This window comes from Kitasatospora sp. NPDC091207 (assembly GCF_044768625.1).
GTDB lineage: Bacteria > Actinomycetota > Actinomycetes > Streptomycetales > Streptomycetaceae > Kitasatospora.
On the sequence record NZ_JBIVVS010000003.1, the window covers coordinates 1 to 19,864 of the forward strand.

General features: G+C 68.0%; 18 protein-coding genes and 1 pseudogene. 15 read left to right on the top strand and 4 right to left on the bottom strand.

Annotated features, from left to right (window positions below):
• Positions 1 to 283: 283 nt before the first annotated feature.
• From ACIQTO_RS07655 to ACIQTO_RS07675, 5 genes and pseudogenes are all read left to right on the top strand, one after another.
• A complete protein-coding gene (locus ACIQTO_RS07655; protein ID WP_402384287.1) occupies positions 284 to 1,546 on the top strand; it encodes a DUF3696 domain-containing protein in 1,263 nt (420 codons plus the stop codon).
• A complete protein-coding gene (locus ACIQTO_RS07660) occupies positions 1,533 to 2,561 on the top strand; it encodes a hypothetical protein (RefSeq protein WP_402384289.1) in 1,029 nt (342 codons plus the stop codon). The genes ACIQTO_RS07655 and ACIQTO_RS07660 overlap by 14 nt, the downstream gene beginning before the upstream one ends.
• 2 nt (positions 2,562 to 2,563) lie before the next feature.
• Positions 2,564 to 4,237 carry a DUF262 domain-containing protein gene (locus tag ACIQTO_RS07665; protein ID WP_402384292.1) on the top strand — a complete coding sequence of 558 codons (1,674 nt, stop codon included), beginning with the start codon at positions 2,564 to 2,566 and terminating at the stop codon, positions 4,235 to 4,237.
• Between the two features lie 127 nt (positions 4,238 to 4,364).
• The gene (locus ACIQTO_RS07670) at positions 4,365 to 4,637 is read left to right on the top strand and encodes a hypothetical protein (RefSeq protein WP_402384295.1); all 273 of its coding nucleotides are present in this window, start codon (positions 4,365 to 4,367) and stop codon (positions 4,635 to 4,637) included.
• 75 nt (positions 4,638 to 4,712) lie between these two features.
• Positions 4,713 to 4,868: pseudogene (locus ACIQTO_RS07675) on the top strand (DUF255 domain-containing protein); the annotation flags it as partial.
• Positions 4,869 to 5,664: 796 nt separating this feature from the next.
• On the opposite strand, the gene ACIQTO_RS07680 reads toward ACIQTO_RS07675, so the two are convergent.
• Positions 5,665 to 6,810 carry a DegT/DnrJ/EryC1/StrS family aminotransferase gene (locus tag ACIQTO_RS07680; protein WP_402384298.1) on the bottom strand — a complete coding sequence of 382 codons (1,146 nt, stop codon included), beginning with the start codon at positions 6,808 to 6,810 and terminating at the stop codon, positions 5,665 to 5,667.
• Between the two features lie 466 nt (positions 6,811 to 7,276).
• On the opposite strand from ACIQTO_RS07680, the gene ACIQTO_RS07685 reads away from it, so the two are divergent.
• Entirely contained in the window at positions 7,277 to 7,483 is a 207-nt protein-coding gene (locus ACIQTO_RS07685) for a cold-shock protein (RefSeq protein WP_402384301.1), read from the top strand.
• A gap of 484 nt (positions 7,484 to 7,967) precedes the next feature.
• Here ACIQTO_RS07685 and ACIQTO_RS07690 read toward each other — a convergent pair whose 3' ends face one another.
• Positions 7,968 to 8,657: a hypothetical protein gene (locus ACIQTO_RS07690; RefSeq protein WP_402384304.1), complete on the bottom strand. Its 690-nt coding sequence runs from the start codon at positions 8,655 to 8,657 to the stop codon at positions 7,968 to 7,970.
• An 8-nt stretch (positions 8,658 to 8,665) separates the two neighbouring features.
• Positions 8,666 to 9,412, bottom strand: coding sequence for a polyprenyl diphosphate synthase (gene uppS, locus ACIQTO_RS07695; RefSeq protein WP_402384307.1), 747 nt, complete (start codon positions 9,410 to 9,412; stop codon positions 8,666 to 8,668).
• Positions 9,413 to 10,005: 593 nt separating this feature from the next.
• On the opposite strand from uppS, the gene ACIQTO_RS07700 reads away from it, so the two are divergent.
• The 6 genes from ACIQTO_RS07700 (at position 10,006) to ACIQTO_RS07725 (ending at position 14,687) form a co-directional block, all read left to right on the top strand.
• Complete coding sequence (locus ACIQTO_RS07700; protein WP_402384309.1) at positions 10,006 to 10,245, top strand: hypothetical protein; 240 nt, start codon at positions 10,006 to 10,008, stop codon at positions 10,243 to 10,245.
• Positions 10,246 to 10,902: 657 nt separating this feature from the next.
• Positions 10,903 to 11,106 (top strand): cold-shock protein, encoded by a 204-nt coding sequence (locus ACIQTO_RS07705; RefSeq protein WP_402384312.1) that lies wholly within the window; start codon positions 10,903 to 10,905, stop codon positions 11,104 to 11,106.
• Positions 11,107 to 11,575: 469 nt separating this feature from the next.
• Positions 11,576 to 12,004 (top strand): hypothetical protein, encoded by a 429-nt coding sequence (locus tag ACIQTO_RS07710; RefSeq protein WP_402384315.1) that lies wholly within the window; start codon positions 11,576 to 11,578, stop codon positions 12,002 to 12,004.
• Between the two features lie 418 nt (positions 12,005 to 12,422).
• The gene (locus ACIQTO_RS07715) at positions 12,423 to 12,614 is read left to right on the top strand and encodes a hypothetical protein (RefSeq protein WP_402384317.1); all 192 of its coding nucleotides are present in this window, start codon (positions 12,423 to 12,425) and stop codon (positions 12,612 to 12,614) included.
• Positions 12,615 to 12,894: 280 nt separating this feature from the next.
• Entirely contained in the window at positions 12,895 to 13,554 is a 660-nt protein-coding gene (locus ACIQTO_RS07720; RefSeq protein WP_402384320.1) for a hypothetical protein, read from the top strand.
• Between the two features lie 641 nt (positions 13,555 to 14,195).
• Positions 14,196 to 14,687, top strand: a complete 492-nt coding sequence (locus ACIQTO_RS07725) for a translationally-controlled tumor protein (protein WP_402384321.1) — start codon at positions 14,196 to 14,198, stop codon at positions 14,685 to 14,687.
• A 743-nt stretch (positions 14,688 to 15,430) separates the two neighbouring features.
• On the opposite strand, the gene ACIQTO_RS07730 is transcribed toward ACIQTO_RS07725, so the two are convergent.
• Positions 15,431 to 16,750 (bottom strand): hypothetical protein, encoded by a 1,320-nt coding sequence (locus ACIQTO_RS07730; protein ID WP_402384324.1) that lies wholly within the window; start codon positions 16,748 to 16,750, stop codon positions 15,431 to 15,433.
• A gap of 890 nt (positions 16,751 to 17,640) precedes the next feature.
• Here ACIQTO_RS07730 and ACIQTO_RS07735 point away from each other — a divergent pair.
• The 3 genes from ACIQTO_RS07735 (at position 17,641) to ACIQTO_RS07745 (ending at position 19,514) form a co-directional block, all read left to right on the top strand.
• Positions 17,641 to 17,844: a cold-shock protein gene (locus tag ACIQTO_RS07735; protein WP_402384327.1), complete on the top strand. Its 204-nt coding sequence runs from the start codon at positions 17,641 to 17,643 to the stop codon at positions 17,842 to 17,844.
• A 181-nt stretch (positions 17,845 to 18,025) separates the two neighbouring features.
• Positions 18,026 to 18,265 carry a hypothetical protein gene (locus tag ACIQTO_RS07740; RefSeq protein WP_402384329.1) on the top strand — a complete coding sequence of 80 codons (240 nt, stop codon included), beginning with the start codon at positions 18,026 to 18,028 and terminating at the stop codon, positions 18,263 to 18,265.
• A 370-nt stretch (positions 18,266 to 18,635) separates the two neighbouring features.
• Positions 18,636 to 19,514 carry a S8 family peptidase gene (locus ACIQTO_RS07745; RefSeq protein WP_402384332.1) on the top strand — a complete coding sequence of 293 codons (879 nt, stop codon included), beginning with the start codon at positions 18,636 to 18,638 and terminating at the stop codon, positions 19,512 to 19,514.
• Positions 19,515 to 19,864 lie beyond the last annotated feature (350 nt).

Consider the following 19,864-nt stretch of genomic DNA (forward strand, 5'->3'; position numbering starts at 1 on the left):
CGGGCCCTCGCCATGCTCGCCCACAGAAGCACCCACCCGGACAAGCAAAAACGGCCCGCCAGCCAAGCTGACGAACCGTCATGCAAGATCGAGGCCAATCGCTGGATAGCGTGGGACTCAGACGCAATCGTCGGGTATCGCTGGAGCAGGAAGAGCGAAACTCAGGCACTGAGCTTCCGCCATCTGAGAGTATTGCTCCAGCTACGCTGTGGCGCCGCTGGAGCGGTGTTCACTGAGGCCGGCACGGCCTCGCCAGACATGGTTTCACCGAGTGGGGGCCCAAGTGTCGTTGGAACGGTTCTCGCTGGAGAACTATCGCTGCTTCAGAGAGAGGCAGGAGGTGGAGCTCGGAAAGATCACCGTGGTGCTGGGCCGGAATAATTCCGGCAAGAGTGCGGTCGTGCGAGCCCTCCCGCTCCTGTCCACCGGTATCCGCGGCGATTCCCCGTACCCTCTGGACTTGGATCTGGTCCAGGGTTTCACTCCTTCGTTTGCTGATCTGATCCACGGCTCGTCACCCCATGGGCGCATTCATATTGGAGCATCGTTCGGCATCGAGGACGGCAAGGTCGTCAGTGTCACCGCTGAAGTCCAGAACATCGCCAACCAGGGAATGCATCTGGTTTCCTCGTTGGAGATCTCCTGCGGGTCGGAGGTCGCGAACCTCTCCTGGGTTCCTGGTCCTGACGCCTATTCTTCCGAGAAGCGCGCCTATCTTGTCGACGGCCGGGAGCAAAAAGTTGGATTCCGTGGGCTGCTGCCCGATCCGGCTGACTGGTCGGACTCCGTCGGCGGTGTCCGCGGAGTCACCAGGATGATTCGAGAAGAGCTTGACGAGATCCGGTACTTGGGTCCGTTTAGGGAGAGTCCGGAGCGGTTCTTCCGGACCCCGGCCAGAGCTCTGGGAAGCGTCGGCTACCGGGGGGAGAGAGCGCTGGGCATGCTCGCTGCGGATGAGATGTACGGGCGCGGTCTAATTGTCCGCGAGGTCAATGTCCTGCTGGCAGGAATTCTGCCCGGGTGGCGCCTTGAAGTCACCGACGTCGGCTCTGGGATGTACATTCCCAAGCTGCGGTCCCTGCGCGACACCGATCTCGTCGTCCACATCGATGACGTGGGCACCGGTGTGGTCCAGTTCCTGCCGATAGTGATCCAGCGGGCCGTGGACCGGGTGGAGTCGCCCGCAAAACCCGTGATCGAAATCGTGGAGGAGCCCGAGCTCCACCTCCATCCGTCGGCGCACGCTGCGATCGCCGATCTCTATGTCGACGCCGTGCAGGAGTCGCAGGTGCGCTTCCTCGTGGAGACGCACAGCGAGAACTTCCTTCTAAGGCTGCGCCGGCGGGTTGCGGAGCGGAAGCTGAGGCCGGAAGACGTGAAGATCTACTTCGTTGAGCAGGCCGAGGGATCCGCTGCCCTGCGAAAGATCGAAGTAGATACCCTCGGTAATCTCGACTACTGGCCGAGGGGAGTTTTCGCGGAGGACTTCGAGGAGGTGCGCGCCCTTGCGGATGCCCAGGCGAATCGGATCGATGATGCGCGTTGAGATTCCGGTCGACCTGCTGAGGGACCGCCAGGGTGACGAGAATGCAGAGCTCATACTGAGGCTGATCGCGTTCTTCAGGGAGGCGCGGCACGAGTGGGTGATCTCCCCGCATGATGTGGACGTCGTCCAGACGTTCTTGCAGCGTCACGTCCCGACCCTGGCACAGATCTACCTGCTGCTCGCACAGAAGGCGAGCATGGCGCAGGTCTGGGCACCGCACGGTGGGACCACGGGCGTGGTCAGGGTGGCTGGCGAGACGCTGGCGGGCGACATCCGTGACTTGGAGCGGCCGGCCATGTTGGTCGTGGAGAACGCGATCTACGACTGGCAGATGATCGAGGCGCTCGCACGCCTGCTGGGCTGCGAGGACGTCATCGACGCCAAGGAGGGCAGTCGCCTCGGCGTGTACAACGGAGGCGGCATGGACGGTGCGGCCCGGCACGCCGTCGACCAGGCTGCGAAGTTCTCCAGGACCAAGCGTGTGGTCCTTGTCATCGACAGCGACAGCTTCCACCCCGAGGATCGGACCGGCAATCACGAGAAGGCCGATGCCGCGGCCCGCGAAGGCGTGAGTTCGCACGTCCTCAGCTTCCGGGAAATGGAGAACTACATTCCCAACCGGGTCCTGGCCCAGCAGCCGAAGAAAACTGTCGAAATGCCTTCCATGGCCAAGCGGCTGGAGTCCCTTAAGACCTTCTCGCCTGAGCAGCGCGCCCACTTCGACATGAAGCACGGATTTAAGGGGAAGCCGCAGAAGAGTGCTGGTCAGAAGGGGCGGCACTCAGGGCGCGCGGGGACGACCTACTCTGTCCCATCGCGCCACGGTGATCTGTATGACGGAGTGGCGGAGCAGGATCTCATCACACTTCAGGAAGGGTTTGGAACGGACCTGCCGGGCCTGTTCCTGCAAGCGGTGATGCGCGGCGGCATATCGGAACGGGATCTGGACAGCCTGGGTCCCGGCGTGAATCAGGAATTGCGATCGATGTTCGAAACGATTCGGAGCGTGATCTGAGCATGGGAGACGTCGAGGTGGTAAAGGATATTTCGGTGGTGCCGGAGGTCCACTTCCTGGAGGAGGTGTTGGAGCGGATTTCACGCGGTGAGCTGCGGGTGCCGAAGTTCCAGCGCCCATTCCTATGGCGACCCGACCAGATGCTGCAGCTCTTCGACAGCATGGAGCGCGGCTATCCGATGGGAAGCCTGCTTATCTGGGAGACCACCATGCCGCTCGAAAGCCTTGACACCATTGGCGGGCGCAGCATCCCGTCGGCAGCGGAGGGAGCGAAGGTCGCCTATGTGCTGGACGGCCATCAGCGGCTCTCGACGCTCTTCGGGGTCCTCCATCGCTTGGCCGACGCCCCGCAGTCCACGCAGCAGGAGGACTGGATGTGGTGGGTCTACCGGCCGCTCGTCCGGTCGGACCACGACGGCGTGCGCTACCGTCACTGGAAGAGCGGTGATGCGGTGCCCGGCAACTTCCTGCCTATGAGGTCCGTTCTGGGCACCCTGGACTTCCTCGAATACGCACGGAAACTGTCTGATGCCTCTGCCTCCCGGGAGGAGGCCGACCGCCTCACCAAGGAGAGCGAGCGCATCGCGAAGCGGGTGAAGAACTACAAGGTTTCTGTGGTGCGTATGGAGGGTGGCACTCTCCAGCAGGCTATCGAGGTCTTCTCCAGGATCAACAGCAGCGGCCAGAAGATGCGTCCCGACCAGATGGTCTCCGCTCTGACTTACGGAACCATCGGGCCTGAGACGCTCAGCGACAAGATGGAGGAGATCAAGGGGCGGGTCGCCACTTCGGGCTTCGGCGAGATCCCGATCATGACGATCTTCCAGACCGTCCTTGCACTGTCCGGCGAGGAGGATGTGCAGCGGGACACCTCCTGGGAGACGATGGCCCGCAAGGTCCAGGGCCAGCTCATGACCGCGGTGGAAGACACTGACCGGATCCTGCAGGAGGTGGTCGCGTTCCTGCGGGACGAGGCCCGGGTCCCGCTGGCCCGCCTGGTTCCCTACAACATCCAGATCATGTTGCTCGCCGTCTTCTTCCATTTTTCCGACAAGGCGGAAGCAGAGCAGCGAGTCATACTCCGGAACTGGTTCTGGATCACGTCGCTGGCGGGTACCTTCGCCGGGTCTACCACTACCCAGGTTCGGAACTTCATCCGCCAGATGAAGGCATTCGCCCGTGGAGCGAGCGGGCTCAGCTACTCGGGTGAGCGGGCCCGTGCCTTTCCCGACCGCTTCGACCTGCGCAGCGCGCGGGTGCGTGCCTACCTCCTCTGGGATCTGCAGACGTTCCCGGAGCGGAAGAACCTCGATGGCAGCACAGCCAACGTGCTGGAGCAGCTGGCGACGGCACCCAGCGAGACCTATCGACACATCATCACCCAGAGCGGGGTCCCGGGGGCGTCCAGTCCCGCGAACCGGATCGTCATGACGACGCCGCCAGGTGTGTCGATCCGGCAGGCCCTCATCAGGCTCGCGGAGGAGGAAAGGACCGACATTCTGGACTCACACGGAGTCAGTCTCGCGTCCATCGAGCACCTCAAGGCCGACGACTACACCGACTTCATCCTCGCGCGCCAGCAGGAGTTGGCCGCGCGGGAGAAGCAGTTCATTGGGAGCCTGGGCATCGAGTCGGCCGACAAAGAGGTCGGGGAGGCCGACATCGATACCGAGTGACGGTCGGCGAGTCCAGGCTTGTACAGCCGCGAAGGCGCAACGTGGCTTTCCGGCCCTGGAGTCGCCGACCAGTGGCACGACGCGATCCTGCGTCTTCACGTCACTCTGCCGTGGCATTGGTGTCCCGGTGGACGCGGCTGGAAGCGAGGACAACTGGGCCGTCACTCACTTCCACCTGGGCGTCCAGGGCTGGTCGGCCGGCCTCGGCGCGGGGATCGTCCTGTGCTTCCTGGAGCATCGCCGCCGGACTGCCGCCGAGACTGTGCGGTTAGACGAACGCCTGGCCCTGGCACGGGAGTTGCATGATGTCGCCGCTTACCATGTCTCCGGCATCGTGGTGCACACCCATGCGGTTGCCTGGGCCTGGGAATCCCGCCTCATGCCAGGCAACGGCGGATGAGCGCACATCGGTCAAGCGGGTGGACGCACGCAGGTTCCGCCGTTGAGGGCGGGGCGCTGTGAGAGGCTGGGGCGTATGAACCGGTTGGCTGGTGTGACCTCGCCTTATCTGCTTCAGCACGCCGAGAATCCGGTCGACTGGTGGCCTTGGGGGGCGGAGGCCTTCGAGGAGGCTCGGCGGCGCGGCGTACCCGTTCTGTTGTCGGTCGGATATTCAAGCTGTCATTGGTGTTAATAGCTGATGTCGAAGAAGTGGGAAGTTTCTTCCCAATTGTCAGCTACGAACGAAACAAGGCTGCGGATCAAATTGGGCAGCGCAGGCGGCTGAAGCCCCGATGGACCGGATCTTAGGGCCCGGCAGGGTGAATGGTGCCGCCCGACGCGTGGGCCCCCAGATAGCGGGAGCACGAAGACACTTGCCGGAGCCTTGGCGCAGTGTCACCCAGGAACGGGCGCGATCGTGCTGGCGGCTGCCGCCCACTCGGGCGGGTGCTCCAACGGGCGGCCGCGTGGGACGTGGCGGACGTGGGTTCACGTAGCGCATGGCCTCATGGCTGTCACGACTACGCAGTCCGGTCACTCCAGGCAGGCTACGTTTTTCGCTGCGGCCCAGACCGTGATGAATGGGAGGAGCGTCGTAGAGCAGCCGGACAAGCGGACCTCCTCCGGCCGTTGTCAGGGCGTGGGCCTCCGGCAGTCTCCCTGGTGCTCTTCAGCACCTGCTACATGGACTCAGCCGTCGAGCGACTGCGCACCGACGGGTTCGAGGTCCGTGACCAAGACGTGGCCGGCTGTCCCCGTTCGTGCGCCACCAAGTCAGCATGCTCGGCCGCTGCTTCTCCTATCACCTGCCCGACCTGCCGATCTGCCCGGCGGCCTGCGGCTCCTGCGGGACAGGGACGCCGCCGAGCAGTGAGTCCCACCCGTTTGAGGCCGGCATGCGGCGGGGGCGGGACCGTCCGAGACCCGAGGATTCAGACAGACCCCGCGCGCCGGGCTTCGTACCGCCACTGGCCTGCAGGTCCGGTTCAGCTACCGCTGTAGAAGGCGGTCACAGTGCCGATGACGTGGTCGACCTCGGCGTCGGTGAGTTCCGGGTAGGCAGGGAGGCACAGCCTGCGGGTGGCCGCGTGCGACTGCTCGGTGACGTGGGTCCGGTGGGTGATGCCCTGGAAGGCCGTCAGGTCGGGCAGGAGGTATGGGTAGACGCGTTCGGCCTCGATTCCCGCGTTCGCGAGGTGGTCGGTGAGGGCGGCGATGTCTTCGCAGCCGAGCGCGTACTTGTAGAAGGCGTGCACGTGCCCGTCCTGGACCATCGGTGTTTCGAGGGGCAGGTCGGCGAAGGCGGCGGTGTACCGGCGGGCGATGGTGTTGCGGCGCTCGGTCCATGACGGCAGCAGGCCCAGTTGCGTGGTGAGGATCCCGGCGTTGACCTCTCCCAGTCTGGCCCGGTGGCCGGGGACGTGGTGCAGGTGGCGGTCGGTGCGGTCGCGGCCCATGTCGGTCAGCCGGCGCAGCCGCGCGGCGCGGTCGGCGGTGGTGGTGAGGATCGCGCCGGCGTCGTCGAGGCCGCCCATGTTCTTGCCCACCCAGAACGAGAAGCAGCCGTAGTCCCCCCAGGTGCCGACGGCCCGGCCGTTCAGGCTGGCGCCGGGGGCCTGGGCGCAGTCCTCGATGACGGTCAGGCCGTGCCGGCTGGCGACCTGGTTGATCGTAGGCATGTCGGCCATGTGCCCGTGCAGGTGGACCGGGATCACCGCCCGGGTCCGCTCGGTGACCGCGGCTTCCATGGCTTTGGGGCACAGGGTGAGGGTGGGCTCGGTGACGTCGACGATCACCGGCACGGCCCCGACGCTGGCTACCGCGAAGGCGGTGGCGGCGAACGTGGCGGCCGGCACGATGACCTCGTCCCCGGGCCGCGTCCCGGCCGCTTCGAGCGCCAGTACCAGCGCCTGCGTGCACGACGTCGTGGCCACCGCATGGCCGCCCCAGGCGTGCGACAGGGCGTCTTCGAGCCGCTCGGTCTGCGGCCCGTGGTGGAACTTCCCGGCGTCGATCACCGTGTCGATGATCCGGTGGATCGTCTCCCGCAGGGCGGCCACCCGCCGGGCATGGCCCTCGGCCGGGATCGTGACGACGGCGGTGCGGTCGGGCAGCGTGGTGCTGACCCTCATGGGCGGATCCCATCTGTGTGCGACGGCGCGCAAAAGCGCTTCTTGATCCAATTCGGCCACGGGCGACCCTCACCCATGCACCGCGTTCACTCTCCTGGAGGAGCGCACACCCGGACTTTCGGGAGCGCGCCGCCTCCTCGACGCGTCCGGCCCGCAGCGGCAGCGGTGGTACGCACGGAAGCGCGAAGAGGACGCCGGGCAGCGGCGACGGCAGGCCCGACGGTGAGCCGGGAAGCCCTGGTTTCGTACCGGGCTCAGGCAGGCGATCTCGGCCGTCCGCGAGGTGATCGCGAGGGCAGACGGGCTTCTGACGGTGCGCCCGGGGGTTCATCCTTGTGAGTGAGATCCGCGCGGGAGCGCCGTCACCGCTGCTGCGGGAGGAAAGACTCCTGCTGCCAGGCCCCCGAGGGGCCCCGGCCGGGGCGTGCCTGATCGCCCCGCGGAGGCGAGTGAAGGGCCGACACCGATGGCGCAAGGCACCGTGAAATGGTTCAACACCGACAAGGGCTTCGGCTTCATCAGCCCCGATGAGGGTGGCGCGGACGTGTTCGTGCACGTCGATGCCATCCAGAGCAACACCGGGGCCAAGGTCCTGGAGGAGAACCAGCGGGTGGAGTTCGAGGTCACGCAGGGGCAGAAGGGCCCGCAGGCGGAAGGCGTCCGCTCCCTCTGAGCTGGTCCGAACCCTGGCGCTCCACGCAAACGTGTCGTGCAGAAGCCGCCCGCAGTAGCCCTGAAGGAGTGAACGCAGGGTGTGCGGTGGAGGCGATCGCAGGCAGGCGCCGGTGCCCTTGTTCGGGCGCAGTGATCCGGAGGGAACAGCGTGGACGTGTGCGGTGGTCCCGTCCGGGTTTGCGGACGGGACCACTCAACGCCGGGTGCTACGGGACGAGGAAGTAGAACGGCCGGTTCGCCGCCACGCCGTCGGTGCCGGTGGTCACGCGGATGCATCGGCCCACGCCACGACACGCCTGTCGGCAAGGAATCATGGAGAAGGGACACCGGAGCAGTGGTCGAACCATCAGGACTGTTCTCGGTTGCGGCCGCGGTTCGATGTTCCCCGGGGCCGCTGTTCCCCCAGTGGCCTGGCCGTAGCCTCTGGGGGCCGCGCTGTTCGGGCTGGTCGCGATCGTGGCCATGAGGGTTGCGGGCCGGTCCTAAGCCAGGAGGAATGCGGCTGCGGTGCTGGCGCCGACGCAGGCGCCGGCCGCGGTCTGGGCGACGGTGTGATAGGTCAGAGCGACGCGGGACCAGCACACGGCGAGGGTCAGTCCGTAAGCCAGGAGCCACCACGGGGAGTGGACCACGGCGAGCATCGCGGGGATCGCGGAGGCGACCGCGCTGTCGACGCTGATCTTCCAGAAGTGGTTCACGGCCAGCAGGACGACGGTCATCGCCCACAGCGCGAGCATCGCGAGCAGGATCCCGGTGGGGGCGTGACCGAGGACCATGATGACCGAGCCCAGGCCGATGGAGGCCAGGATGACCAGGAAGATCGGGGGCCGCTTGGTGCGGTCCACGATGTTGCGATCTCCCCAGGTACCGCGTTTGCGTTCCCACTCGATGTAGCCCGCGGGAATGATCCCGGCACACAGGGCGCCGAGCAGCCCCCAGGGAATGCCACTCCAGTCACCGGCGGCGGCCAGCCCGATGCCCGGCATGCCGACGAGCAGGACGTTGCGCGGCTGGAGCACGTCCGTGACGGTCCGGGCCACCGCCTGGCGGTCCAGACGCCCGCCCACCGCAGGGCGAGCGGGCTGCCCGCCGGGCAGGTGCGGGTGTTCGGGCGTCCCCGCGAGGACGGAGCCGTCGGACGGGGTGGCGGGCGAGTGCTTCTTCTGCTGCATCGTCGCTCCTACAGCCCCAGCCGTCGCTGCCGCGAGGCGTAGCTGTGGAGCGCCTCACGCAGGTCGTCCCGGGAGAAGTCGGGCCACAGCCGCTCGCAGAAGTACAGCTCCGACTGCGTCGTCTGCCAGGGCAGATACCCCGACAGCCGCTGCTCGCCCGAGGTGCGGATCACCAGGTCCGGGTCCGCCAGCCCTGCCGTGCCCAGATGGGACGCGAACTCCCCCTCCCACCAGGCCAGGTCCTCGGCCGGCTCCTCGGGCCACCGGTCGCGGTACTTGTGCGCCAGCGACCTGGCCGCGCTGACGATCTCCCGCCGGCCGTCGTAGGCGACGGCGATGTTGGCCTCCAACCCCTCCAGGTGGTCGGTGCGCCGCTGCACGTCCTCGAACGCCTGCGCCACCGGTGCGGGCAGCAACTCCAGGGCTCCGATCACCCGGACCCGCCAGCGCTGCGCCTCGGCGAGACGCTCACAGAGGCTGGTGAACGACTGGTAGAGACCGGCGAGTTCCTGGGGGCTGCGTTGCAGATTCCTGACGGACAGGACCCACTGCGTCACCATGGCGACCCCTTCCTCCTCGCACCACTGCAGGACCTCGGGGATCTTGGCGATGCCGAAGTGGTGCCCTTCGTCCACGCTGAGACCACGCTGGGCGGCCCAGCGCCGGTTGCCGTCGAGAACGAGAGCGACATGCGCCGGCACTCCTGGGTGCGCACGGGTGGTGATTACGGATGGTTCGGCCAGGGGGTTGGTCATGGGGGGTTCCGTTCTCTGGGGCTGACCTCTCCATTTCACTACATGCAGTTATTCGAACACGTACAGTGTTCACTGTTGGCTGAACGCGCACGGCGGGGCACGGCGCCGTCTGCTGGTGCTCAGGGCCGGACTTCGAGCGGGAGAACGTCGATCAGTACCGGTCCAGGCGATCGGAACCGCCACGGAGCTGAAGACCCTTGCAGAGAACCTGGAGGCGCGGGGCCCCTGCCCGGCGTACCCATTTTCACCGTGTCCGTGGTCTCGCCCGTCGTCCAACACGGATCTCAGGGAGTGCCCGCACAGAGATGGCTGGCTCGCCCGGGTCAAGCCCACCGACCCGGACAACCTCGGTGAGCTGATGGACGCGGCGCAATTGCAAGAAGCACATCGCGAACGAAACCGAGCAGCGCCGACACCGGGTGGCGGCGGTGACCGGCAGCACGGCACTTGGTAGGCGTGCTGATGCCGGGCCAGCAGGGTGACGGGGCATCGGCGGTAGACGACTTGGTTGAGCGGGGGAAGGATCCGGTTGACGGTCATCCGTTGGGCGGACGTCGACGTGTCCTTTTCGCACTGGCATCGTTGCGGTCGGCATGAAGAAGATCATCTCTGTGGCGGTCATGGCACTCGCAGCCGCCGCCGTGTCCGTGCCCGCCCACGCCCACAACGACTCCAACTTCGGTGGTGGCGTCAACGCCGCCAACCTCTGGAACTTCACCGCTGCTGCGGTCTGCCTGCAGGAGGTGGCGGTCGTCCCGGTCCTGGGCGACTGGGTCGGCGACCATGCCAACAACTGCTCCAACGGCAACGTCATCGACCACAGCGGCCGCTAGAACGCCCGCGTAGTGTCCCGGCTGTTCCCGACGGGGACGGCCGGGACAAGCGCCAAGGGGCCGGTGGCCGGCGGCCCGCCACGGCGTACAACGATGCGATGGGTGACACCGACTGGGACGCGTCTGTTGACTCCACGTCCTTACGTGCTCGCCCGCCCGGTGGCGCCGGGGGCGTCAGCAGCAGCCGGTGGCAGTGCAGGACGGCGTGAGGGGGTGAGCATCGCCCGGGCGCCGTGGGCGATGGTGACAGCGCTGCGTCGCCAACGTCACGGAGACCGCCGCGGGCCTGTTCCGGCGTGAGGCACCGGACGGTCGGTTTGCCGGGTTCACCGATGGCAGCCAACCGGCCTCGTCCGTCCGCAATGCGTTGTGACGGACCAGGGGCAGACGGCCGCCTCGCTGTGGTGCCGCTGCGCTGGTGCGTGTCCGGCATGTCCTCCTCGTGGCGTTGCGGCAGGTCCTCGTGTCCGCTGCCTGCGGAGTGCTCAGGGGCGCTAGCGTGGTTGCCAGGAGCAGTCGTGGTTGCGAGCCGCCGCTCGCCCGCGATCGCAGTCACGGGGCCGCTTCGGTGGCCGCGGCTGCGGGCGGTGCGGGCGGCGCGGGCGTGGCGGTCGCGTGGTGCGGGTGTCGGCGACTGCGCACGTTGAGGAGAGCAGTATGGCTACGGGTGTCGTGAAGTGGTTCAACGCCGAGAAGGGCTTCGGTTTCATTGAGCAGGACGGCGGCGGCGGCGACGTCTTCGCGCACTACTCGAACATCGCCGCCCAGGGCTTCCGCGAGCTGCAGGAGGGCGCGAGGGTCGAGTTCGACATCGCGCAGGGCGAGAAGGGCCTGCAGGCGGAGAATATCCGCCCGGTCTGAGCCGTCCACTTACCTCGTAGCCCCGCCCGCTGCACCCTTGCGGCCGGCGGGGCGTCGCTGTACTCGTCCTGACCGCACCGTCGTCCGGCTCGCCGGTGCGGTCGTGCCGTATCTGCTGCGGTGCGGTGCCTCGTTGGTCCGGCGGACGGGGTGATCGCCAGCTCCGCACAGCCTGTCGACCCTCATCCGCGATGACGGCGACGGCGTTGTGGGGCGTGCTGGGAACCGGCCCCCGGTGGGGGCTGCGGTGAGGTCAGGTCCGGAGGGAGAGAAAGCCGACGACACGCACCGGTTCACTCGAACGGATGATCATGCCCCAGGCGCACAGCTGGCCGTCCAGGTTGCTCTCACTGCCGCCATCAACCGGCGCCGCGCACCCGTGCGCGCTCAACCAGCAGCGACACTGCACGTGTTCGAATCGCTACATGTAGTGAAATAGAGGGGTCAGTTCTAGAGAACGGAACCCCTCATGACCAACCCCCTGGCCGGCCTGTTCACCTCCGAGCCCGCCAAGCCGTCGACCGTGACGCTGTACAGCGGCGCCGACTACACCGGGGAGAGCTGCACCCTGCCGGTGGACGAGCGCACGTACTCGCTGGCCGCGACCGGCCTGCCCAAGATCGCCTCCCTGAAGATCAACTGGGTCAAGAGCCCGATGCAGACCGGCGCGCCCTTCCTGCGGCTCTACACCAAGCGCCCCACATCCCTCCAGGGGGACTACGACGACGGCACCATGGCCACCTTCACGAAGGACACCACCGACACCGGGACGTGGGCCGACGCGACCCACCTGAAGGCCATGTTCGCCACCGACCTTGTGGGTCGCCTGGACAACACGGGGATGGGGATGGTGCTGGGGGCGGAGCGGGAGCGCCCGATCTACGACACCCTTCCGTAGCCAGTCCCACACCAGCCTCACCACCCGGCGGGAGAGCCGGCGCGTCCGCGCGCCGGCTCTCCCCTGCCGCCGAAGGTGTGCGATCACCTCCGGCCCGGCCAGGTGATCGGAATCTTCGAGGTCTTCGACGACGAGACCCTCAAGAGCTTCTGCCCTCCAGCCGGCGAGACCGGACGCAACCGTCGCTGCCCGGACACAAGCTCCACCGCCCCGTCGACCTGGTCGACTCCGAGAAGTCGGACACCGTCGTCGCCCGCCTGACCGCCTTCGAGTCCAAGCGCGGCGGCCTGCAGCCGCGCCGAAACCGGTGAGGCGGCAGGCGCTGCGCTGTCTGGGCGACCCACCGCATGACCACCTCCGGCTCCGGGCAGCAACCGCCCCGACCCACCCCGACACCAGCCATCAGGAGCATCCCGCCATGGGCATCCAGGACAAGATCAAGAACTCCGCCGCCGAGCCCGACGAGAACACCTTGAGCACGCAGGACACTTCGAAGAGCGAGGCCCTCGCTGCGCGGGCCGCCGAAGCCGCAGGCAAGGTCAGGGGCGCGGGCTCCGACGTGGCGGAACGGGCCGCCAAGGCAGCCGGCCAGGACGTTCCCAAAGCCTGACCACCGCCCGCACCGTTGTGGCCGCCCGGCGCCGGGCGGCCACAACGGTGACCACCCGAACGGCCATGGGGTCTCGGGCCCGGCCGCGGGAACGCGGGTTGGTTCGTTATCGTCCTGACCCGGTGCCTGGCAACGTTCGGCCGGAAGCGGCGCGAGGGCGTCTTGTCACCCGTCCGGGTGGCGTCCACCCGGGGGTCCGTGCGTGGCGCCGGCTCGGTGATCGACTGCTGGTAGGCAGTGCAGAGCATCTGAAAGCCAGTCAGTGACAAGGAACACCATCGTGGACATTACCCCCGACGTCCAAGAGGCATGCGAGGAGATCAGGGCCACGGGGTCCGACAGCAGTTGGGCCCGCTTCGGGAAGGACGGCAGCAAGCTGACCACCAAGGACATCGGGACCAGTCACGACGATTTCCTCGCCGGGCTTCCCGACGACGATTTCGCGATCGTCTACTACCGCGTCGAGATCCCGGCCGACGAGGCCAAGGGGACGAGGTGCGCCGTCATCGAGTGGGTCGGCCAAGGCGCCTCGCCGCTGAAGAACTATCCCCAAGCTGTCGGTCATGCCGCCCACATAGTCGGTGGCGAACATGGCCTTCAGGTGGGTCGCGTCGGCCCACGTCCCGGTGTCGGTGGTGTCCTTCGTGAAGGTGGCCATGGTGCCGTCGTCGTAGTCCCCCTGGAGGGATGTGGGGCGCTTGGTGTAGAGCCGCAGGAAGGGCGCGCCGGTCTGCATCGGGCTCTTGACCCAGTTGATCTTCAGGGAGGCGATCTTGGGCAGGCCGGTCGCGGCCAGCGAGTACGTGCGCTCGTCCACCGGCAGGGTGCAGCTCTCCCCGGTGTAGTCGGCGCCGCTGTACAGCGTCACGGTCGACGGCTTGGCGGGCTCGGAGGTGAACAGGCCGGCCAGGGGGTTGGCCCCCTATTTCACTGCACGTAGCCATTCGAACACGTACGGCGGTCACTCCGTTGCCCGAATGCGCACCGGAGGGATGCGGCGTCAGCTGATGGCGGGTCCGGTCGGAGCCGCCTTGGGCCAGCTGTGCGCGGAGCGGCCTCGTTCTCGTTGCCGAGCCCAGGTCGAAGTCGACGCTGCACTCTGTCCGCTGCGCCGCTCGGTGCAGCACGGCCGCCGGTGCAGCGCGTGCAGCGGCAGGCGGTGCGACCGGCGGGCAGGAACTGCGGCACCACCCGCCGCCCCCAAGCGGGACAAGCTGCGACGGCGGTTGCAGCAGCACCCGAACCGAATGAACGGTCGTTGCTGCACCGTGCAGCGCCGCGAGCGCTGCACGCGGCGAGCGATGGAGCGCTCATTGCGCGTGCGCAGTGCGGGACAACATGCTGCGCAACGGGGACAATATGCGCTCGCGCAGCACACGGTGCGGGACAACCTGCGGGACAACATAGCGGTGGATTGTGCCTGGACTCCGTAGTTGGCCAACGGGACGGCCTTGTCGGGCCAGACGGGACAGGGCAGTTGGCCAGCCTCGACCCAGCCCAGGATGATAACAGTAAGTAATCATCTGGTTGCACAGTGGATAGGGTGGATCGTCAGCTTCCCCCAAGGAAATGGAGATCCCCATGAAGATGTACACGGACGTTTTCAACAGTGACGAGCTGCTGTCCGACTCGTTCCCGATCAAGGAGGACGGCGTCTGCTACGTGGTCGAGGGCAAGCACGTCACCCGCTCCGCCATCGGTACCGCGGACTTCGGTGGCGTGGACCAGGAGGAGGACACCGACGAGGCCGAGTCGGACACCGTGACGGTGCTCAACGTCGTCGACGCGCACGGCCTGGTCGAGACGACGTACGACAAGAAGAGCTACCTCAAGCACATCAAGGCCTACTTGAAGAGGGTGGCGGCGAGCCTGCCCGCGGACCAGCGGGCCTCCTGGGACCAGCAGGCCCAGGAGTGGGTCAAGACGGTGCTGGCCGACTTCGACAGCTACCGGTTCTTCACCGGCGCAAGTACGGACCCCGAAGCCATGACCGTCCTTATGAAGACCGGCGAGGACGGCAAGACCCCGTTCTTCTACTACTTCCAGCAGGGGCTCCGGGCCGAGGTCCACTGACACTGCGCCGTACCACCGCCTCGCCCCCGACGTACCGTTCGGTGGGCGAGGCCGGCCCCCAGCGGGGGTCGCGCCGGTGCTGTTCCTGGCCGCCGGCTCGTCCGGCGCTGGCACGAAGCCGGTCCCCGCCTGGTGGGGCCGGGACCGGGTGCGCACGGTGGCGGAGCTTCTACTCGCCGAGGGCGTTGAATACTTCTTCGAACTGGGCGGCGACCATCTGGGCGTCGACACCTTCCATGCGGTGGCGGGGGAGGAAGCAGACGTTCATGACACCAGCGCGCCCCAGGGGCCCGATCTGTTCCAGAGCTCGACGGCTCGCGGATTCAAGAAGGGGTCAGCCCTGGAACGGGCTCGCACCACGACAACACGATCACCGGCGGGCTTCGCGGCGGCCCGAAGACACCGGACCGCACCGCTCTCACCTGAGACCTCACAGGTCAGGATGTGCATAGGTGTCAGCCCGCCGCCCACGCGACCATGAAACCCACCATCACCACCGTGACGGCACCGTTCTCTGTGAAGGCATCCCGGGCCAGGTTGTCCCTAGGTGTCCGTCACCCACAGGCAGCCCAGAACTCACCCAACCGAGGTGCTCTGAAGCCGCCTTCACTACGGATTAGGGCCCGGCTTGAAGCCCAACCGGACCGCCGGGTTGGTCAGCCTGGCCAACTGAGGCCCCTGGTCCGGTGGCCTGGCCCCACAGGGCTGGCCACCGGCCGGCCGGTGAGCCGCCGTGCGTTGGGTCAGAGCAGGAAGACGGCGACGGTGGTGCCGAGGAGCAGCGTGGTGACGACGGGCCAGTAAAGCAGTCGGGCGGCCATGTTGCCGTTCCAGTCGAGGAAGGCGAAGCGGCGGGTGGAGGTGTACTCGACCACGTTGAAGGCGACCAGGGCGATCACCAGGTAGAGGATGAAGTAGAAGTACTCGGCGTACACGACGCCGGTGGAGCCGGTGGTGGAGCGCAGGGAGCTGTGCTGGACGGCGACGACGAGCATCATGGCGCCGCAGAAGCCGATGACGGTCCAGGTGGAGAAGCCTGCCAGGGAGCGGCGGTCGTTGTCGGTGGTGACGACGAAGAGCGAGGCGAAGACCAGCAGGGTGATGACGATCAGCGGGACGAGCCGGTCGAGCAGCGGGCTGAGGAACTCGCGGGTGACGCCGGCGGAGAAGTGCAGGGTGGGGATGGTGGCGTCGGTGGTGGTGTCGGTGCGGCCGAGGGTGGAGCGGGTGGTGGACTCGCCCATGGAGAAGGCGCTGAAGTGGGTGTTCCATTCGCCGGTGACCATGCCGGTGTAGAGGCCGAGGCCCGTTTCGGGTTCCCAGGGCGGGTAGGCGGCGAAGTCCGGGACGAGGACGGTGCCGGGGGTCTTGGGCCACATCGTCGACCAGATGACCTGCCGGTCGAGGGGGTAGTGGCTGTAGTCGAACTGTTCGCGCAGGGTGGTGCGCAGTTTCCAGCCGACGGTCCGGGTGTTGTCGCTGTTGGTGTGGAGGTAGACCTGTTCGGTGGCGCCGCCGTCGACGGCGGCGGGGAGGTCGAGGTTGGCGGTCTTGGTGTCGGCGTCGGCGGGCAGGCGTTGCCAGAGGTAGCCGGTGAGGCGGATGTTGTTGGCGTCGGTGAACTGGGCGGTCTGGATCGCCACGCCGGTGGGGATCTGCTGCATGCCGTCGTGTCCGTCGTCGCGCAGGTAGGAGGTGGCGGCGGCCTGGGTGGTGACCATGGTGCCGGGGGTGCCGGTGAGGGTGTCGTCGGCGGCGACCGCGGCCCAGACGAGCACGGTGGCGAGCAGGCAGAGCACGCTGACGCTCACGCTGAACCAGCCCAGGGTGGACGGTCTGTCGGGGCGGGGGCGCAGCAGCAGCCAGGCCACCAGGGCGAGCCCGACCACCGAGCAGGCCAGCACGACGGCCAGGCGGTGGCCGTGCTGCATCACCTCGTGCACCGGCTCGTCGATCCCGGCGGCGGCGACGCCGGCGAGGACGAAGAGCGCTGCGGCGAGTGCCGCGGCGACGATCCGCGGCGGGCCCCAGTGGGCGCGGGCGGGGCTGGTGGGCGAGGACATGGCGGCTCCGGCGGCGAAGGGGGTGTGTCCCGAGCATGAGCACACGCCGCTTCGCGGGCGGGCCGGGAATCGCCGGTTCGTTGACGATCCGTCGGAAGTTCCGCCGGTTGGCCCCTAGTCTCAGATCCCCGCCGCCGCGAGGTGGGCACTGTCCCCGGGCTGGGTGGTTGCGTCAGGCGCCGGGTGTGACGGAACTGCGGGCGGCCCGGGGGCCCCGGGTTCCGTGCTGTGACCTGACGGTATTCCGGGCGCTGGTTTCGCCTTTCGGTAGACCAATCCTGACCGGTGTCCCGGGTCTGGTCCGGCTGTCCGGGGTGCTGCGGGGCGTTCCGGTTTCGGTGACTTTGGGTGGTCGTCCGCCGGGTCCGCCGGGTCTGCCGGGGTTCGGCGGTCGGCCCGGGGCTGGGGTGCTCTCCGGGGCGGTTTCTCGAATTGGCGGCCCGTCGGAAATGCTGCTGGTTTCCGTTCCGGATTCCGTTTCCTATTCGGCTGGTATTTCCGCGGGTTGAGGCCGCCTTGTCGGGTCTTGGATTTGTGCGGGGATTCTGTGGGGGAGCGGGTGTGGCAGCGGGCCCGGCCCCGTCCCGGCCGCCGTCCGGTGACGGGCCCCGCCCGCTCTCCGTGCCCGGCGTCGGGTTGGCGGGCCGCCGCTCGGCTGGTGCGTGTCCGGTGGGTGATCCTCGTAGCTGTGCGGCAGGCCCTCGTGTCCGCTGCCTGCGGGGCTCTCGGGGCGCTAGCGTGGTTGGCAGGAGCAGTCGTGGTTGTGAGCCGTCGCCCGGCCGTGATCGTGGTCGCGGGGCGTTTCGGCCCCCGGGGCCGCAGTCGGGCGGTGCGGACATGGCGGTCGCGCGGTGCGGGCGTCGGCGGCTGCGCGCGTTGAGGAGAGCAGTATGGCTACGGGTGTCGTGAAGTGGTTCAACGCCGAGAAGGGCTTCGGTTTCATCGAGCAGGACGGTGGCGGCGCTGACGTCTTCGCCCACTACTCGAACATCGCTGCGCAGGGCTTCCGGGAGCTTCAGGAGGGTCAGAAGGTCGAGTTCGACGTCGTGCAGGGCCAGAAGGGCCCGCAGGCGGAGAACGTCCGCCCGGTCTGAGCTGTCCCGTACCTTGACGCCCCGCCCGCTGCTCCTTGCCGCCGGCGGGGCGTCGGCGTACCGGCGCAGCAGGGACAGCTGCCGGAGTTCCATTGGGCGCGGCTGCGTTCCCGGGCTGCCTGGCCTGCTCCGTCCGGGCCCTGTTCGGTGACCAAGTGCCGGGTGGCTCGTTGCGCCGTGCATGAAGAAGATCATCGCGCTTGGTGCGCTCTCCCTGTCCCTGCTGGCCCTGGGCACGCCGGCCCACGCGGACAACGACAGCAACTTCGGCGACGGGGTGAACGCCGTGAACAACTGGAACTTCACCGCCGCGGCAGTCTGCTTCGTGGAGGTCGCGGTCGTACCCGTGCTCGGCCACTACGGGTCCGACCACGTCAACAACTGCACCAATGGCAACGCCATCGACCACTCCGGCCGCTGACCGGCACACCACCCGCCGGGCCCGCCGCGACAAGGCTCCCGTCGAACCCAGACGGCGGCCCGCCAGGCCACCGCCCGGGCCCGGTCCCCGGGCCCGGGGAGGTGCTGTCGTGGTGGGTGTCGTGCCCGAGGTTCGCGTGCGGTTCCCTGTTCAAGATCATGGGTTCCCCAGAGGCGGCCACCTGGCGGGAAGTCAGATGGCCGCCGATTCGGTTACGCCGAGTAGCCACTGGAAGGGTCCGGCGGCGTTGAGTCCACTCATCCGAGCGGTTTAGGCGCCTGTGATCCGGAAACGGCGCTCGGGGCGGTTGGCAAGATCACGGGGGCGCGGTTGCGCGCACCGATGATGCCAACTGACGGAGGATCAAGACATGGCTGTGACGACCCAGAAGGGCGCAACGTGGGGTCTGGCGCGGCTCGACAGCCGGGACAAGCTGAGCTTCAAGACCTTCAGCCAGTACACCTACGACGATGCCGCCGCGGGTGCCGGTGTTGACGTCTACGTCCTGAGCACCGGTGTCAACGTCCATCACTCGGACTTCGAGGGGCGGGCCGCGTGGGGGAAGACCATCCCCCAGGATGTGGACGAAGACGGCAACGGGCTGGGCACGCATCTGGCCGGCATCGTTGCGGGTCTCACGTACGGCGTGGCGAAGAAGGCGTACATCGTGGCCGTCAAGGTGGCGTGGAACAGCGGTGGCGCGGACGTGAAGGACGTGATCGCGGGTCTGGACTGGGTCACGGCGCACGCCCGGGGCTCCGATCGCCCCTCAATCGCGCTGCTGGCTCCCAAGGAGACCGAGAAGAACGTCGACCTGGACGCGGCCGTCGACAGGGCGGTGGCCCAGGGTGTGTTCGTCGTCGTCGCGGCAGGCGACGACAACCAGGACGCCGTCAACTGCTCGCCCGCCGGCGTGCCCGGCGCGTTCACCGTCGGTGCCAGCACCCTCGCGGACGATCGCGCCCACTTCTCCAACTGGGGCCCCACCATCGACGTCTTCGCCCCCGGGCTGAACATCCTCTCCACCGGGATCGGCCCGACCAACACGGAGCGCGAGACCCGCTCCGGCACCGCACAGGCCGCCGCACACGTCGCGGGACTGGCCGCCTGCCTGATCTCCTCCTCCCCCGACATCACCACCGCCAACGTCGGATCCGCCATCACCGTCCTGGCCACCACGGACCTCCTGAAGGACATCCCCGCCGGCACGAGCAACCTGCTGGCGTACAACAACCCCGACAACGCCTGACCCCGGGCACCGCCTCCCCGCTCCGGCACGGGCCGGCCCACACGGCGCGAGGCGCCCACAGCGTCCCCCGGCCTTCCCGCGTTCAGACCCGCGCAGCGCACTGAAGGCGGCCTCAGCTGTCGCCACCGATGCCGTGGCCGCCGGAACCGCACCGCCTCGCCCCGGCCACGCCAGGGGCACGCCGCCGCTCGCGGCGTGCCCCTGCCGGGCGCCGCCGGGTCCGGCCGCGCCGTGGTCGTGGTGGCCGGTGTGGCTCCCGGGCTGGGACACGGCCTCGCGGCGGTCCGCCGCCACCCGGTGCAGATGCCGGGCTGCTCCCGGGCCGTCAGGCCGGGTCCGTCGTACCGGTG

Excerpts from the sequence above, each read along its gene's own strand:
- ACIQTO_RS07660 (WP_402384289.1), top strand. The coding sequence starts at position 1,533 with ATGATGCGCGTTGAGATTCCGGTCGACCTGCTGAGGGACCGCCAGGGT.
- ACIQTO_RS07665 (WP_402384292.1), top strand. The coding sequence starts at position 2,564 with ATGGGAGACGTCGAGGTGGTAAAGGATATTTCGGTGGTGCCGGAGGTC.
- ACIQTO_RS07680 (WP_402384298.1), bottom strand. The coding sequence starts at position 6,810 with ATGAGGGTCAGCACCACGCTGCCCGACCGCACCGCCGTCGTCACGATC.
- ACIQTO_RS07685 (WP_402384301.1), top strand. The coding sequence starts at position 7,277 with ATGGCGCAAGGCACCGTGAAATGGTTCAACACCGACAAGGGCTTCGGC.
- ACIQTO_RS07690 (WP_402384304.1), bottom strand. The coding sequence starts at position 8,657 with ATGCAGCAGAAGAAGCACTCGCCCGCCACCCCGTCCGACGGCTCCGTC.
- uppS (WP_402384307.1), bottom strand. The coding sequence starts at position 9,412 with ATGACCAACCCCCTGGCCGAACCATCCGTAATCACCACCCGTGCGCAC.
- ACIQTO_RS07700 (WP_402384309.1), top strand. The coding sequence starts at position 10,006 with ATGAAGAAGATCATCTCTGTGGCGGTCATGGCACTCGCAGCCGCCGCC.
- ACIQTO_RS07705 (WP_402384312.1), top strand. The coding sequence starts at position 10,903 with ATGGCTACGGGTGTCGTGAAGTGGTTCAACGCCGAGAAGGGCTTCGGT.
- ACIQTO_RS07710 (WP_402384315.1), top strand. The coding sequence starts at position 11,576 with ATGACCAACCCCCTGGCCGGCCTGTTCACCTCCGAGCCCGCCAAGCCG.
- ACIQTO_RS07715 (WP_402384317.1), top strand. The coding sequence starts at position 12,423 with ATGGGCATCCAGGACAAGATCAAGAACTCCGCCGCCGAGCCCGACGAG.
- ACIQTO_RS07725 (WP_402384321.1), top strand. The coding sequence starts at position 14,196 with ATGAAGATGTACACGGACGTTTTCAACAGTGACGAGCTGCTGTCCGAC.
- ACIQTO_RS07730 (WP_402384324.1), bottom strand. The coding sequence starts at position 16,750 with ATGTCCTCGCCCACCAGCCCCGCCCGCGCCCACTGGGGCCCGCCGCGG.
- ACIQTO_RS07735 (WP_402384327.1), top strand. The coding sequence starts at position 17,641 with ATGGCTACGGGTGTCGTGAAGTGGTTCAACGCCGAGAAGGGCTTCGGT.
- ACIQTO_RS07740 (WP_402384329.1), top strand. The coding sequence starts at position 18,026 with ATGAAGAAGATCATCGCGCTTGGTGCGCTCTCCCTGTCCCTGCTGGCC.
- ACIQTO_RS07745 (WP_402384332.1), top strand. The coding sequence starts at position 18,636 with ATGGCTGTGACGACCCAGAAGGGCGCAACGTGGGGTCTGGCGCGGCTC.